Here is a 15,197-nt window from a genome sequence, read left to right on the forward strand (position 1 = left end):
TCATTCAGTCTCCAGATGTGACAATCACGGAGATCATGGCCAAGCGGAGAAGAGAAAGGGCAGCGCCTGAAGGGTGCGACAGTTTCCGTTCCTACGCCGGCATGACCCGGATCAGGTTCAAGGGTCCGGCTCATCGCCATCTCAGCACCGTGCGGTGCTCCCCTCGGAATGCGTCGGAAACTGTCGCTTTTTTAGCTGGCTGTCAACGGCTCAGATGCTGCGAAGCTGTTCAAACAGGGCGATATGTCGGCTATCGGCACGATAGAAAACCGCCGGCTGGCCGAGCGGCGCTTCGATGGTGACTTCGCGTCCGCCGGGATGGCGCGCGCCGCTCCACAGGTGCACCCATTCGCCATTGCCTGGAAGATAAAGCGTGCGCTGCGTTTCGCCCGCTTTCCAGACCGGCGCAACCAGCATGTCGGCTCCATAGAGATAGCTGTCCTGAACTGCGTAGGTCTGTCGGTCATCCTCGAAATGCAGGAAAAGCGGGCGTTGCACCGGCAAGCCTGTCTCAGCCGCCTCTGCGGAAAGCGATTTCAGATAGGGGGCGAGCGCGACGTAAATTTCCGTCATGCGGGCGAAATGGGCGAGAACCGTCTCGTCCTGATCGATCTGGAGATTGTCGCGCGGGCGGTTGCCCTCATGGGTGCGCATGACAGGCGTGAAGGCGGCCATTTCCGTCCAGCGCATGATGAGCTCCGTTGTCCGGACATTGCCGAACAGGCTGGTGTATCCACCGATGTCGGAATGGTGATAGGCGTTGCCCATCAGGCCGGAAGAGAGCGCGCCGCAGATGACGGTGACAAGCCCGTCGTGGCGGGAGAAATCGACGGACTGGTCGCCGCCCCAGATTAGCGGGCAATGGGCCTGCACACCGGTGAAGCCGGCGCGCATGAAGAACAGCGCTTCACCCGTCTTGCCCCGGCTTTCGACGGCCTTCGCGTTAACCTCGGCCCAGAGGGTGGGCCAGGCATTATGCATCAGCTTGGCATCGACACCGTTGGAAAGGTTGATGTCGATCGGCAGATATTCGCCAAAATCGGCCATCCAGCCGGAAAGGCCGAAATCAAGCATGTTTTTGCCGATGATCTCTTCGGCAAACCAGTCGGCGGCGGCCGGATTGGTGAAATCGACGACGCCGCAGTCGAATTCGCCGAAATCCACCAGCGCCGTCTTGCCGTCCGCGCCAGTTGCGAAATAACCGGCTTCTTCGGCGACCGGGAACAGCGGGCCGTCAACGCAGAGATAGGGGTTCACATAGCCCAGGAAACGAATGTCGTGATCGGCCAGCTCGGCGATTTTCTGGCGCAGATGCGGGTAGCGGGTGTCATTGGCCTGCCAGTCCCAGAAGAGGCGCGCGCCGAACGATGTCTGGCGCAGGCCCACCCAATCCTCGCACCAGAGGCCGGAAACCTTCGTTCCGGCCGCACGGATTTTCTCCAGCCGGGCAAAGGAGTTGACGCCGTCCTTTAACCCGATGATCGCGCCGTTATAGACCCATTCCGGCAGTTCCGGCTGGCGTCCGAACCGCAGCGACAGGGCGGAGACGATATCGGTGAAGGCATCGCCCGCGAAGAACTCGATCTTTTCCGGGATCGCCCATATTTCGATTTCGTGGAAATCGCCGTTGCGAAAATCGAACACCGAATAGGCGCTCGTTTCCACATGCAGGGCGTATTTGCGCGACGAGAGATACGTCGGCTGCGGGTAGTTGGTGTTGTAATAATCACCGCCCGCCTTGCCGCTCACATCGGCCTTGAAGGTGATCTCCGAGGTCTTGTCGCGGCCGACGCCGGGTTCAGAAGTCCAGAGCGGAAAACACCGGCCGCGCATGTCGAAATAGGACATCTGCTCGCCGCCGCCCCAGACGTGCTCGTCCGTTTCCGCAACGATGCGCAGCCACAGGCGGTTGATGGTTTCATCCAGCGCCGTCAGCCTGATGGCGTTGCCGTCGAGCGTCAGGCGGAGGTGAGGTGCCTGTCCTGGTGCGGAGGAAAGCGTAACGCTGTCGCCATTCAACTCGGCGTGGCGCAGGGCGATCCGCTCGATGACATAATCCTCTATGTCGAAATTGCCGCGATACATATCCATCCGCTCGCGGCCAGAACCGGCGAAGAAGGCGGGGTTGTCTGGCGAATGGGACAGGATGGTGCGGCCGCCGATTGCGAGCGTGAAGCCGTCTTTGGTCTTTTCGAAATGCATGACTGTACCTGTTTAGCCCTTGAGACCGCCGGCGGTGAGGCCGGAGACAACCCGTTCCTGAAAGATGACGATCAGGATCGCGACCGGCACGATGCCAACCACGAGCGCCGCCGAAATGACCGGCCAGGGGAAGGCGAATTCACCCTGATAAAGCTGGATGCCGACGGGCAGGGTGCGAAGGGCCGGATTGGAATTGAAGGAAAGCGCCAGCAGGAATTCATCCCAGGCATTGACGAAAGCGAGAATGCCGGCGGTGAAAACGCCCGGTGCGCAGAGCGGCACGACCACCTTGAACAGCGCGCCGATGCGAGTGCAGCCATCGATCATGGCGGCGTTTTCGAGATCGCGCGGAATGCTTTCGAAGAAGGAGACCAGCATCAACGTGCAGACCGGCAGCGAAAGCACGGTGTAGGGCAGGATAAGCGCCGTCCAGCTGTTGAGCAGGTTCAGCGCCCGCATGATTTCGAACAGCGGCACCAGCAGGGTCACCAGCGGAAAGGTGGAAACGGCGATGATGAGCGAGAGGATCAGCGCCCGGTATTTGAGGTTGAGCCGCGCCAGCGCGTAAGCCGCCAGCACCGAGATCAGGATGGTGAGTGCGGTCGAAAGCAGCGCCACCATGAAGCTGTTGAACAGGAAGAGGTGCAGCGGCTGATCGGAAAAGGCCTGCATATAGTTGGCCAGCGTCGGCGCGTGCGGAAACCAGGTGATCGGCTTCGCCGTCAGTTCCGCTTCCGTCTTCAGCGAGGTGAAGAGGATCCAGATTGCCGGAAACAGGCCGTTGACCAGAAGGATGGAGGCCGCGATGAAGCGCAGAGGCTTGCCGGAAAAGAACGAGGACAGACCGGAATTTGCAACGGTGCTCATGGGATCAGTCCTTCGTCCTGATGATGCGGAGATAAACGGCGGTGACGCACATGGAGAGCGCAAACATCATGACAGCGAGCGCCGAGCCGTAACCGAGATCGAGGAAGGAAACGGTGTTCTGGTGAATGTACATGGCAAGCGTCGTGGTGGATGTGCCGGGGCCACCGCCGGTCATCATGTAAGGAATATCAAAGGTCTGCAGCGCCGTGATCGTGCGAAAGATGAGGGCGACGACGATCGAGGGCTTGAGAAGCGGCAGGGTGATTTCGAAGAACTGCCGGATTTTGCCGGCGCCATCCACATCCGCCGCCTCGTAGAGCGAGCGGGGAATGGTCTGCAGGCCGGCAAGGATCATCAGCGCCATGAAGGAGGATGTCTTCCAGATGATCGTCAGGCAGATGGCCGCGAACGCCCAGTTGGGGGAGTTGAACCAGATGACGCCTTCAAAGCCCAGCCGGTTCAGCACATCATTGACCACGCCATACTCGTAATGGAAGAACCACGCAAAGATCAGGCCGGCAAAAGAGAGCGGCAGCGCCCAGGGGATGAGCAGCGACAGGCGCATCGGCCATTGCATGGAAAAGGGCAGGTTGGCGAGCAGCGCGAGGCCAAGGCCCATGAACAGGGCGCCGGGCACGGTGATCAGCGTTATCAGAACCGTGTTCCAGGTCGTTTCCCAGAAGATCGGATCGTCGAACATCGCCGTGTAGTTTTCAAAGCCGATGAATTCCGCCGGCAGGCCGGATGTCAGCGACAGGCTGAAAAACGAGGTATAAACAAGCCGCGCCACCGGATAGACGATGATGAGCGACAGAAGAATGGCGGCAGGCGCCAGCAGAAGCACGGCAAGCGACCGGTCGCCGAGATCGAGCCACCGCGTCCAGCGCGGCAGCTGCTTTTCGTCCACCCGGACCATGGTTCTTTCCGGCATTGTCACACCTGCCACTCCCGCAACTGGATTCACGTCATCGTCTCCCGATCGGACCGGTTCATACCCGGTCCGTTTATCGCACCGCCCGGGCGCGTTTATTCCTGTCCGTCGAAGCAGCCGGAAAGGGCATGAAACCACGCCGCTTTCCGGCCTTGAAGTTTAGCGCAACACGCGCCGCAGACGGCTTTCCATCTGCTTTGCGCCGTCCTCCGGCGTCATGACGCCGGCAAGTACGCCGTTGACGGTGGTGCGGATCGTCTCGCTGACCTCGTTGTAACGCGGCGTCACGGGACGGGCCTTGGCGGTTTCAACCACGGGCAGGGCGTCGGCGAACCACGGGATTGCCTTGGTCACGTCGGCATCCTTGTAAAGCGCGGCATATGTCGGCAGCAGCGTGGCGTTGATGGCCATGAACTTCGACACATCCTGACCGGAGAGATATTCCACCAGCTTCTTGGCTTCATCCTGCTGCTTGGAATAGGCGGAAACGCCGAATTCCCAGCCACCGAGGCAGGTTGTCTGCTCGCCGCCCTTGACGGCCGGCAGGCGCGCGACGCCAACCTTGTCATTCACCTGCGATTCCTTGCCCTGGAAATGCGTCCAGGCGTAGGACCAGTTGACGGCGAAGAGAACCTTGCCGGCCTGGAATTCCTTGCGGGTGTCGTCGGTCGCGACTTCGGAAATGTTCTTCTTGGAAATGCCTTCATCGACAAAGCTCTTCCAGAGCTTCAGCGAATCCACGGCTGCCTGGTTATCGAAGTTCAGCTTGCCGTTTTCGACCAGCGACTTGCCCTCGCTCCAATAGGGCAGGAGGAAGGTGCAGACCGCGCCTTCGATCGCCTTGCCCTGGAAGGACAGGCCTTGAAGCTCGGGGTTCTTTTCACCCTCCATCACCTTCTTGGATGCTTCCTTCAGCTCGTCCCAGGTGGTTGGCGGCTGAATGCCGTATTTGTCCAGCAGGTCCTTGCGGTAATAAAGGAACATGGAGTCGGCGAAGGCGGGCAATGCCACGATCTTGCCGTCCACGGTGTTGGCTTCGGCATAGGTCGGCAGATAAGCGGACATGTCCTTGCCGGAGAAATCGCTGGTCCAGCCGGCGGTGGCGAATTGCGCCGGACGGATGACGTCGAGCATCAGCACGTCGAGGCTAGAATCCTTCGCCGACATCACGGTGTTGAGATATTGCGCCTGCATTTCCGAGGTGTTGCCGCCTGTCTCGATGACAACCTTCACGCCCGGCGTCTTCGCCTCATATTGATCGAGCGCCTTGCGCCAGACATCCGGCTGATGCTGGCTGGAAACGAAAACTTTCAGTTCGGCATCGGCAAAGGCCTGTCCCGAGAAAGTGAGCATGGTTGCGCAGAGCGCTGCCCTGGTTATAGCTTTGAATTTCATGTGTTCCTCCCGTTATTAAACCCGTTGGCCGCAGCGTTTCCACGCCCGGCAATCAGTGGATAGAGCGCTCCGTCGCGGCGTCGAAAAGATGAACCTTGGACGGATCGAGCCCGATCTTAAGCTCCTCGTTCGGCGCCGGGCGAAGCTGCGGCGGCATTCTGGCGGTCAGCGCCGCATCGCCGAGGCTGAAATGGACGAGCGTATCGGAACCCAGCGGCTCCACCACCTGTACCTTGACCGCAAGCTGCGTATCGAAGCCCTCGGCGGGGCCGAAATGTTCCGGGCGAATGCCGACAATGACTTCGCGCCCTTCGAGGCCAGTTTCGCGGGCTGGCCGGATGGCCGCCATCGGCAGAGAATTGCCGTCGGAAAATGTCAGCCGGTCGCCGTTTACCCTGGCGCGGGCGAAATTCATGGCGGGTGCACCGACGAAACCGCCGACAAAGACGCTTTCCGGACGGTTATAGACCTCGTCCGGCGTGCCGACCTGCTCGATATCGCCGCCACGCAGAATGACGATGCGGTCGGCGAGCGTCATGGCCTCCACCTGGTCATGGGTGACATAGATGATCGTCGTGCCGAGCTGCTGGTGCAGCCGCTTGATTTCCGTGCGCACCTGTCCGCGGAGTTTGGCGTCAAGGTTGGAAAGCGGCTCGTCGAACAGAAACACCTGCGGGCGGCGCACGATGGCGCGGCCCATGGCCACACGCTGGCGCTGGCCGCCGGAAAGCTGGCCGGGCCGGCGGTCGAGCAGATGCTCGATGCCGAGCATCTTTGCCGCCTCATCGATGCTGGCATTGGCCTGCGAAGCGCTCACGCCGCGCACCTTCAGGCTGAAACCCATGTTTTCGCGCACGGTCTTGTGCGGATAAAGCGCATAATCCTGAAACACCATGGCGATGTCGCGTTCGCGCGGCGGCAGCCTGTTGACGACACGGTCACCGATCATGACCTCCCCGCCGCTGATGCTTTCCAGACCCGCGACCATACGCAGCGTCGTGGATTTGCCGCAGCCGGAAGGGCCGACGAACACCACGAATTCACCGTCGTTGATTTCAAGGTCGATGCCCTTGACGATGCGCAGGGCACCGTAACTCTTATCCAGCTTGCGCAGGCTGACTGAAGCCATATTTTCCTCCTCACAACCGACGCGTCCAAAATCCCGATGGACGCAAAAGCCGGTATCAACCTTCAAGTTCCACGTATCGCTCTGTCGAAAATCTGTTCCGATTATCCGGCGATAGCGTGGGATGGCGAAACGCCTGTCTCCCTAATTCCGTGATATTACCTTTCACAAAAAGGAAATCAATAGTGTATCAATTTTATTTCTGACAGAAATCAAAAACTATTAAGTCGTTGATTTAAAGAAATATAGTGGCGAAACTCGCCGCAAGGCAGGTCGTCGCTTCCTTGCCTCCCGTCAAATTCTTGCCTCCATGTAGATCACGCGAATATGCGGCGATCTCAACGTATGCGAGAAACGTAGCGGGCAACCGTATGGTCGAACCATGTCCATGAAACTTCGGCCACCGCGCCATCCTGCGCCTGGCTGAGACGCAGCACGCGCGGCACCGGCGCGCCCGGCTTCTGGCCGAAGGCCTCGGGTGCCCAGTCGGGTACGTCGCCCAGATCGATGCGGTCTTCCGCCTTCGAGATCCAGAGATTGAGACGGGTGCGATAATAAAGATAGAGGGATTCCGACATGTTCTCGATGGCGATCGTGTCGACATAAGAACCATCAAGCCAGATTTCCTCGATGGCCGCCGGTTTTCCGGCAATGCGCCGGAGGCGGCGAATGCGATGCCCTTCGGCGGACGTGCCGAAAGCGGGCAGGGCGGCGGGTTTGGCAAGCCGCGCCACATCCAGAACCTCCGCCGTCGGCAGGCCGCCGCCCTCGATCATCTCGAGGCGGAAGAAGGCGTAAACGCTTTGCGGATCGCTGACGGCACGGATGTAGTTGCCCGAACCCTGCACGCGCTCCAGCAGGCCGCGCTCCTGCAATTCGGCGAGTGACTTGCGAAGCGTGCCGACGGCAATGCCGAGATCGGCCGCCATATCACGCTCAGGCGCCAGCTTTTCGCCATCGATCAGCCGGCCCGCCGCCACCTCGCGCACCAGCATTTCGGCGATCTGCAGATACATGGGCAGGCTGCCGCCAGTGTTTTTCATGATGCCATTTCCTCCCCGAAACAAAAATTGATACATCATTGATTTACATATTTCTTGATGTTATGCAAGAAAAACAAGAGCGGCCCTGAGGAGGAATTGCATGACCGTCGTACCCGTTACATCCGCTGATCTCGATGCTGCCGAGGTCTCCTGGTTTTCCGCTTTGTGCTCCGATGATTACGCCTATCTGGGCGTGCCAGACGGCAGCCTGCGCTCCAGCTTCGACCATTGCTCCGATATCGTCAAAAAGGCCGAGGAACTCGGTTTCCGCAACATCCTCTGCCCGTCATCCTATCAGGTCGGGCAGGATACGCTGAGCTTCGTTGCAGGCTGTGCGCCGATCAGTGACCGCATCAATTTCCTCGCGGCCATCCGCTGCGGCGAGATGCAGCCGATCATGCTGGCGCGCACTGTGGCGACGCTCGACCACATGCTGAAGGGCCGCCTGACGCTCAACGTCATCAGCTCCGATTTTCCCGGAGAAGTGGCCGATAGTGCGTTTCGTTACAAGCGCAGTCACGAGGTCGTTGAGATCCTGCGTCAGGCCTGGACGCGGGACACCATCGACCATGACGGTGAAATCTACCAGTTCAAGGGCGTCTCCACCGAGCCGGCACGGCCTTACCAGCAGAATGGCGGACCGCTGCTTTATTTCGGCGGTTATTCGCCGGATGCGCTGGAACTCTGTGGCGCGCAGTGTGACGTCTATCTGATGTGGCCGGAAACGAAGGACCAGCTGACGGACCGCATGCGCGCCGCCAATGAACGTGCAGCCGCCCATGGCCGCACGCTGGATTACGGCCTGCGCGTCCACATGGTGGTGCGCGATACCGAACAGGAAGCCCGCGAATATGCGGAGCATCTCGTCTCGAAGCTTGATGACGAATATGGCCAGCTGATCCGCAACCGCGCCCATGACAGTGGCTCGCTCGGCGTGTCGCATCAGGCGCGTGCCCGCGAACTGGCTGACAAGTTCGGTTATGTCGAACCCAATCTGTGGACCGGCATCGGTCGGGCGCGCTCCGGCTGTGGTGCGGCTCTCGTCGGTTCGACGGATCAGGTTCTGTCGACGCTGGAGGAATACCAGAAGATGGGCATTCGCGCCTTCATTCTTTCCGGCTATCCGCATATTGATGAGGCGGAACACTTCGGCACCAAGGTTCTGCCGCAGATGAAAACCTGCTCCCTGCCGCATGCTTACGGCCGGGTACCTTCTGAAACGCCTGCCACGCCGCTCGGCAACGGGGAACGCCACTGATGGAACGCATCGCTCTTTCCGACAAACTCGAACTCAGCCGCATCGTTTATGGCATGTGGCGCATCGGCGACGATAAGGACACTTCGCCCGCCCATGTGCAGGCCAAGATCGAAGCCTGCCTGGCGCAGGGCATCACCACCATGGATCAGGCCGATATTTACGGCGGATACACGGCGGAAGCCATTCTGGGTAACGGCCTCAAGGCTGCTCCGGGACTGCGCGACAAAATAGAGATCGTCACCAAATGCGGCATCGTCGCACCGGCCGGCCGGCATTCCGCCGCCCGCGTCAAGCACTATGATACGACGGCAGGCCATATCAATGCCTCGGTCGAGGCGTCGCTGCGCGACATGGGAACCGATTATGTCGATCTCCTGCTCATTCATCGCCCTGATCCGCTTGTTGATGCGGAGGAAACCGGCAAGGCGCTCGACGCACTGGTCGCGTCGGGCAAGGTGAAGGCCGTTGGTGTCTCCAACTTCCGGCCATGGGATTTCTCGCTGCTGCAATCGGCCATGAAAAACCGGCTGGTGACGAACCAGATCGAAATGAGCCTGCTTGCCACGGATAGTTTCACCAATGGCGATCTCGCCTTCCTGCAGGAAAAGCGCGTTTCGCCGATGGCCTGGTCACCGCTTGGCGGCGGCTCGCTATTTTCCGGCGCCCATGGTGGAACGATGGCGGCGCTGCAGCGCATCGGCAAAGAGCAGGGCGTGGATGCTACCGCTGTCGCCATCGCCTGGCTTTTGCGCCATCCGGCCAAGATCGTGCCGGTGCTCGGCACCAACAATATCGAGCGCATTAAAACGGCGGCTGACGCCCTGCGCGTCACGATCGACCGCCAGACATGGTTTGAGCTTTATACACTCGCAATCGGAAACGAGGTGCCGTGATGACAGTGGCAATGGCAGAGGCGATCAAAATGCCCAATGAGCATGTATTCGTTCCTGGCGGCGAGAACAGCCGCAGCTTTCGCAACGCGCTCGGCGCCTTCACGACGGGGGTTACGGTTGTGACGGCAACGACGCCGGACGGACCGATCGGCATGACGGTCAACAGCTTCGCGTCGGTATCGCTTGATCCGCCGCTGGTGCTGTGGTCGCCTGCCAAAAACTCGTCGCGTTATCAGGCCTTCAGCGGTGCCACCCATTTCGCCATTCATGTGCTGAGCGCCGATCAGGACGTGCTGAGCGCCCGCTTCACCCGCAATGGCCGTGCCTTTGACGATCTGGACTGGGAATTGAACGATGAGGGTGTGCCGGTCATTCCCGGAACGCTCGCCCGGTTTGAATGCCGGCAGGCCGCCGCCCATGATGCGGGCGACCACACCATCATCGTCGGCGAGGTTTTGCGCGCCGCACACCGTGATGGCGATCCCCTGTGCTTTTCAGGCGGAGCCTTTGGGCGGTTTTCCCGGCAGTAGTAGAAACTGCCGTTTCCGCTTCGGTTTTCGGCAAAAATTCCGCTGCTCAAGCAATCTTTCCAACTATTTCATGGAGCGTGCCTGTCACGCTCCATTTTATATTTACGCAGACGTTCAGAGCAATTTTTATGCTGTTTATACTATCAATTATCTTTCAGAGTGGGCTAATTGATTTGTTTGAAACAGTGATTCGCCGGTCAGGGCAGGGCGGCGTAATGCGCCGGTGAGGGAGCTTGGATGTCCGGTTGGTTCTGTGGTGTTTCTGAAGAGAAAGATCCGCAGAAGGCGCCCTTGAAGCCAGCGCCCGTATCCTGGTGCTCTCTGCGTGGCTCGACGAGCCTTTTTGCCCTGATGTTTTCCGCCGCATTCGCGTCACCCGCGCTGGCGGAGACGATCGTCTGGGTTGGATCATCGACGGACGACTGGTTCTTGCCCTCCAACTGGTACGGCTATACGCGCGTTCCCGGACCAAACGATACTGCCGGCTTCAATTCCGCGGGGCCGACGATTGCAGCGGGGAAGCATGCCGATATCTCAGATCTGTTGATCGGGATCGACACCGATGGCTCGCTTTCAGTCAATGGTGGCCTGACGACAGTCGGGAGCGACATTGGCTACAACGCCGGCGTTACCGGAAAATTGAACTTTTCGGGAGGAACCTGGTCTAATACCGGCGATATAACCGTGGGCGGAAGCGGCGTCGGTGAGCTTTCACTTAGTGGAAGTTCGGCCACGTCTGCGGGAAATATCTACGTCGGTAAGGACGGGTTGGGATATGGCACCGTCAAATTGGACAATTCGTCCAGCTTTGACAATTCCGGCACCGTTTTCGTGGGTTATGGCGGCTTCGGTTTGCTGGAGGTGCTGGGCGCAAGCGAGTTTACCACCGGCGGACTGGTTGTCGCCAACGGAGTTGGCTCCATGGGGACCGTATCCGTGGAGGGTGCCGGCAGCACAGTGACAGGCTCCGGCGATATGATCATCGGCGGTGGCGGGCTAGCCTCTTTCTCCATCGCTGGCGGGGGCGTGGTGATCAGCCAGGGCAAAACGGTCATTGGCAATCTGGGGTCATCGGATGGAAGTGGGCTCAGGATAGATGGCGCTGGTTCCGTATTGGAAACTCAGGGCACATTGGTTGTCGGCGATGAGGGCGCGGCCACTATGGCTGTCGGCACCGCCGCGACCGTCACCAGCGGCGCCGTCACCATCGGCCGCCATTCGATTGCCGTGGTGGATGTAACCGGCGGCGGCACGCAATGGACGATGGGTGATTTGCAGATTGGCGGCGATGCGTCAGACCCGGTGGGAACGGCTGGTTATGGCACGCTGAATGTGAAGACGGGAGGCGCGGTGGACAGTACATCCGCGCGTCTCGGCAATGCCGCGGGTGCGACGGGTAATGTTGGCGTGGATGGCAGCGGTTCCGCATGGACGGTCGGCAGCGGCAGTCTCGGCGTTGGCGTCAACGGCACAGGCCGGCTGACAATAACCGGCGGCGGGCTTGTCGAAGCGGTTGATACGGTTCTCGGGGTAAATGCCGGCGGCGTCGGCTCCGCCAGTATCTCCGGTTCGGGGAGCGCCCTGCAAAACTCCGGAAATCTCCATGTCGGCAATGCCGGCGAGGGCTCGCTGCAGATCGATGCGGGCGGCTCCGTCGACAGCGATACCGGTTATGTCGCAACACTTAGCGGTTCGAGATCTTCCGTGATCGTCGACGGCGGCGGATCGAGCTGGACGGTGGCGAAGACCCTTTTCGTCGGATATCAGAATGATGCCGAGGGAGAGGTGGTGGTCAGTACCGGCGGCGGCATTGAGGCACGGCAGATAACCCTGGGCGAACTTGCCGGTTCGTCCGGCACAATGACCATCGAAGGCACCGGTTCGAATGTCACGGTTGCGGTCGATAACAACCTTGCCGGTTCCGGCTCCATGAATATCGGCCGCTCCGGCAGCGGCTCCGTAACGGTGTTCAATGGCGCTTCCCTGAATGCCAATCAGCTTTTTCTCGGCGCGGAGGCCGGTTCGGACGGTGCATTGCAGGTCGTCGGGGTGGGGTCACACGCAGAAATCGGCAACACCCTCGTTATCGGGAAAAGCGGCAGTGGCATGGTGGAGGTGACGGGCGGCAGTTCCCTTGCCGCGGCGACCATCGTGATCGCATCGGCGGCGGGTTCCACCGGCGTTTTGAATATCGGCGCTGCCGCCGGGCAGACGGCGCGTTCTGCCGGGGAGGTTGAGGCGAATGTGATTGCCTTCGGTTCCGGCAACGGCAGCATCGTCCTCAACCACTCGGAAAGCGACTACGAACTTTCCGCGGATATTTTCGGCGCTGGCCGGATCAATGCCGAAAACGGCGTCACGACGCTCAGCGGCAACAACAGCTATTCCGGCGGCACGGTGATTTCGGGCGGCACGCTGAAGGGAGCCGCCACCAGTTTCGGTTCGGGCGAGATCGCCAATAATGCGCAGCTTATCGTGGATGGGGCCGGTAGGCTTTCCAATGTCATCAGCGGTTCCGGCTCGTTTGAAAAGACGGGCACCGGCAATCTCCTTCTCGCCGGCGACAACAGCTATTCCGGCGGCACCACTGTTTCGGCCGGCACGCTGACGGGAACCGCAAAAAGCTTCGGCTCGGGGAACATCGTCAATAATGCGAAACTCGCCGTAGATGGTGCCGGCACGTTTTCGAACGTCGTCAGCGGCACCGGTGCTTTCGAAAAGACCGGTGAGGGCAATCTGGTCCTTTCCGGAAACAGCACCTATTCAGGCCCCACCGAGGTCTCGTCGGGCAAGCTCAGCGTCAATGGATCACTCACAAGCGTGGTTTCGGTCGGCGGCGGTGCGGTGCTCGGCGGGTCCGGCACCATCGGCGGCGTGACCGTCGCCTCGGGCGGCACGCTTTCGCCCGGCAATTCCATCGGCACGCTCACCTCCACGGGCGATGTGACATTCGCCAGCGGCTCGGCCTATGCGGTCGAAATCGACGCATCAGGCAGTTCCGACAGGCTTGATGTCAATGGCGCCATCACCATCGATAACAATGTCCGTCTCGTCGTCACACCGCTTTCAAACTATACGGCCTACAGTCTCGACACCCAATATCGAATCCTGACGGCGACGGGCGGTATTGTTGGCACATTTTCCGGTGTGGATGATAATTTCGCTTACGTAATTGCGAGTGTCACAAAGAGCGCAGATAACGGCAACGCCTATCTTTCCTTCAATCGGGCATCATCGGAGAACGGGCTTTTTGCTGCTGCAACATCGTCGGATAACGCGCGCAGCGCCGCCAAGGCCGTCGAGGCGCTTGGGGAGGCTTCCTCGCTTTATCAGGCGGCGTTGTTTCTGCAGGACGGCGAAACGCAATCCGCCTTCTCACAGCTTGCCGGTGAACTGCATCCTTCACTTGCCATGGCATTGATAAACCGCAGTCAGTTGACCCGCGACGTTATTCTCAACCGGTTGCGCAGCGCCTTCAGGGGTATTGATGCGCGTCCGATCCTGCCCGCTGTCGAAAGGGTGGGTGCATCGGATCCGATGAATATCGATGAAGGCTCCCTCACTTTCTGGTCCAATGGTTTCGGGTCGCGCGGACATATCGATGGCGATGGCAACGGCTCGTCGGTCAGTATGAAGGGTGGCGGCGTCTTTTTTGGTCTCGATGGTGATTGGGGCGACGGTTGGCGCGCCGGTGTTGCTGCCGGTTATGGCCGTGATGTCATCAGCCAGAAGTCTTTTTTGGCGTCGGCGGATGTGGACAGCTATTATGCGGCTGCCTATGCGGGCGGGGCAATTGGCCCGGCCTCGCTGCGCCTCGGAGCGATCCACGCTTTTCAGGACGTCGAAACCCGCCGGGCGGTGTCGTTTTCGACATTGCAGGAAAATCTGACCGCCGGCTATGACGCCTCCACCACGCAGGTCTTTGCCGAGGCCGCCTGGCGTTTCGATTTTGATCACGTCCAGTTTGAGCCCTATGCCAATATCAGCTATGTGAACACACGGTCGGATGCCTTCGGCGAGAAGGGCGGCATGGCCGCCGTTTCTTCCGGCTCCGCCAGTCATGACCAGCTTTATTCGACGCTTGGTGCGCGTTTCAGCCGTGATATCGCATTTGAGGGTATGATTGGGCAGGCGATGTTCGATATTGGCTGGCGTCATGCCTATGGCGATCCGGCGGTTGAGAGCACCTTGTTCTACGCGGGCGGCCAAGGCTTTTCCGTTACAAGTGCGGCGATGGCGCAGGATTTGGCGTTGATCAATCTGGGACTGCGCTACGACCTCAATCCTGCCGCCACTTTGACATTCCGTTATGGCGCTGTTTTCGGAGCAGGCATGCTGGATCAATCCGCCTCTGCCGAACTGGGAGTCCGTTTTTGATGAGGCGTGGTCAAAACTTGGTTGGGAAGACAGCCCTCGCTGCCTTCCTCTTCGCCAGTGTTGCAGCGAGTGCGCTTGCGCAGGAGGCAGCGAAGGTTGCTGGGCCCATGCACGAGGTTTATGGAAGCTGGCAGCTCGCCTGCGCGGCACCAGCGGAAAACGACGAGGCCAACCCGAACGCTTCAGTGGCGGCGGAAAAGCCGGCCTGCGCCATAGCCCAGGTGCAGCTTGAGGAGAAAACCCGCAAGCTTGTCGTCTCGGTCGAATTCCGGATTGATGATCCGAAAATACCGGACAAATTGTCCGGCACCATCGTCATGCCTTTCGGCCTTGCCGTCACAAAGTTGTTTTCGGTGAAATCCGGAACTGTGCGGCTGCAGGAAGTGCAGGTCAGCACCTGCCTGCCCGTCGGCTGCATCGTGTCCTTCACGCCCTTTGTCGAGCTTGTCTCGGCGCTTGAGGCGGGAAAGACATTGACGATTGAAGCCCCTGATCTGCAGGGCCGCACGGTGTCGTTCCAGTTGCAGGCGGCGGGTTTTTCCGAGGCTCTGAAGCGCCTCGCAAATCTGCGTTAG

Annotated in this window: 11 protein-coding genes and 1 riboswitch; of the genes, 5 read left to right on the top strand and 6 right to left on the bottom strand. The window is 59.9% G+C overall.

Annotated features, from left to right (window positions below; all coding sequences use genetic code 11):
• Positions 1-71: 71 nt before the first annotated feature.
• A riboswitch (TPP riboswitch) is annotated at positions 72-174 on the bottom strand.
• Between the two features lie 36 nt (positions 175-210).
• The 6 genes from EXN68_RS21120 to EXN68_RS21145 all read right to left on the bottom strand — a co-directional run bounded on the left by EXN68_RS21120 (position 211) and on the right by EXN68_RS21145 (position 7,564).
• Entirely contained in the window at positions 211-2,202 is a 1,992-nt protein-coding gene (locus EXN68_RS21120) for an alpha-glucosidase (RefSeq protein ID WP_142842717.1), read from the bottom strand.
• A gap of 12 nt (positions 2,203-2,214) precedes the next feature.
• Positions 2,215-3,069, bottom strand: coding sequence for a carbohydrate ABC transporter permease (locus EXN68_RS21125; protein ID WP_035220846.1), 855 nt, complete (start codon positions 3,067-3,069; stop codon positions 2,215-2,217).
• A gap of 4 nt (positions 3,070-3,073) precedes the next feature.
• Positions 3,074-3,985, bottom strand: a complete 912-nt coding sequence (locus tag EXN68_RS21130) for a carbohydrate ABC transporter permease (RefSeq protein ID WP_003519885.1) — start codon at positions 3,983-3,985, stop codon at positions 3,074-3,076.
• 174 nt (positions 3,986-4,159) lie between these two features.
• Complete coding sequence (locus EXN68_RS21135; protein ID WP_142842718.1) at positions 4,160-5,395, bottom strand: ABC transporter substrate-binding protein; 1,236 nt, start codon at positions 5,393-5,395, stop codon at positions 4,160-4,162.
• A 52-nt stretch (positions 5,396-5,447) separates the two neighbouring features.
• Positions 5,448-6,524 (bottom strand): ABC transporter ATP-binding protein, encoded by a 1,077-nt coding sequence (locus EXN68_RS21140; RefSeq protein ID WP_142842719.1) that lies wholly within the window; start codon positions 6,522-6,524, stop codon positions 5,448-5,450.
• Positions 6,525-6,859: 335 nt separating this feature from the next.
• A complete protein-coding gene (locus EXN68_RS21145) occupies positions 6,860-7,564 on the bottom strand; it encodes a GntR family transcriptional regulator (RefSeq protein WP_142842720.1) in 705 nt (234 codons plus the stop codon).
• Between the two features lie 100 nt (positions 7,565-7,664).
• On the opposite strand from EXN68_RS21145, the gene EXN68_RS21150 reads away from it, so the two are divergent.
• The 5 genes from EXN68_RS21150 (at position 7,665) to EXN68_RS21170 (ending at position 15,197) form a co-directional block, all read left to right on the top strand.
• A complete protein-coding gene (locus EXN68_RS21150; RefSeq protein ID WP_142842721.1) occupies positions 7,665-8,822 on the top strand; it encodes an LLM class flavin-dependent oxidoreductase in 1,158 nt (385 codons plus the stop codon).
• Positions 8,822-9,715, top strand: coding sequence for an aldo/keto reductase (locus tag EXN68_RS21155; protein ID WP_142842722.1), 894 nt, complete (start codon positions 8,822-8,824; stop codon positions 9,713-9,715). The genes EXN68_RS21150 and EXN68_RS21155 overlap by 1 nt, the downstream gene beginning before the upstream one ends.
• A 5-nt stretch (positions 9,716-9,720) precedes the next feature.
• A complete protein-coding gene (gene smoA, locus EXN68_RS21160) occupies positions 9,721-10,245 on the top strand; it encodes an NADH-dependent FMN reductase SmoA (protein WP_142842818.1) in 525 nt (174 codons plus the stop codon).
• A gap of 237 nt (positions 10,246-10,482) precedes the next feature.
• Positions 10,483-14,622: an autotransporter domain-containing protein gene (locus tag EXN68_RS21165; protein WP_142842723.1), complete on the top strand. Its 4,140-nt coding sequence runs from the start codon at positions 10,483-10,485 to the stop codon at positions 14,620-14,622.
• Complete coding sequence (locus EXN68_RS21170; protein ID WP_142842724.1) at positions 14,622-15,197, top strand: invasion associated locus B family protein; 576 nt, start codon at positions 14,622-14,624, stop codon at positions 15,195-15,197. The genes EXN68_RS21165 and EXN68_RS21170 overlap by 1 nt, the downstream gene beginning before the upstream one ends.

The sequence above is a fragment of the Martinezella rhizogenes genome, from assembly GCF_007002745.1.
Classification (GTDB): Bacteria; Pseudomonadota; Alphaproteobacteria; order Rhizobiales; family Rhizobiaceae; genus Agrobacterium; species Agrobacterium cucumeris.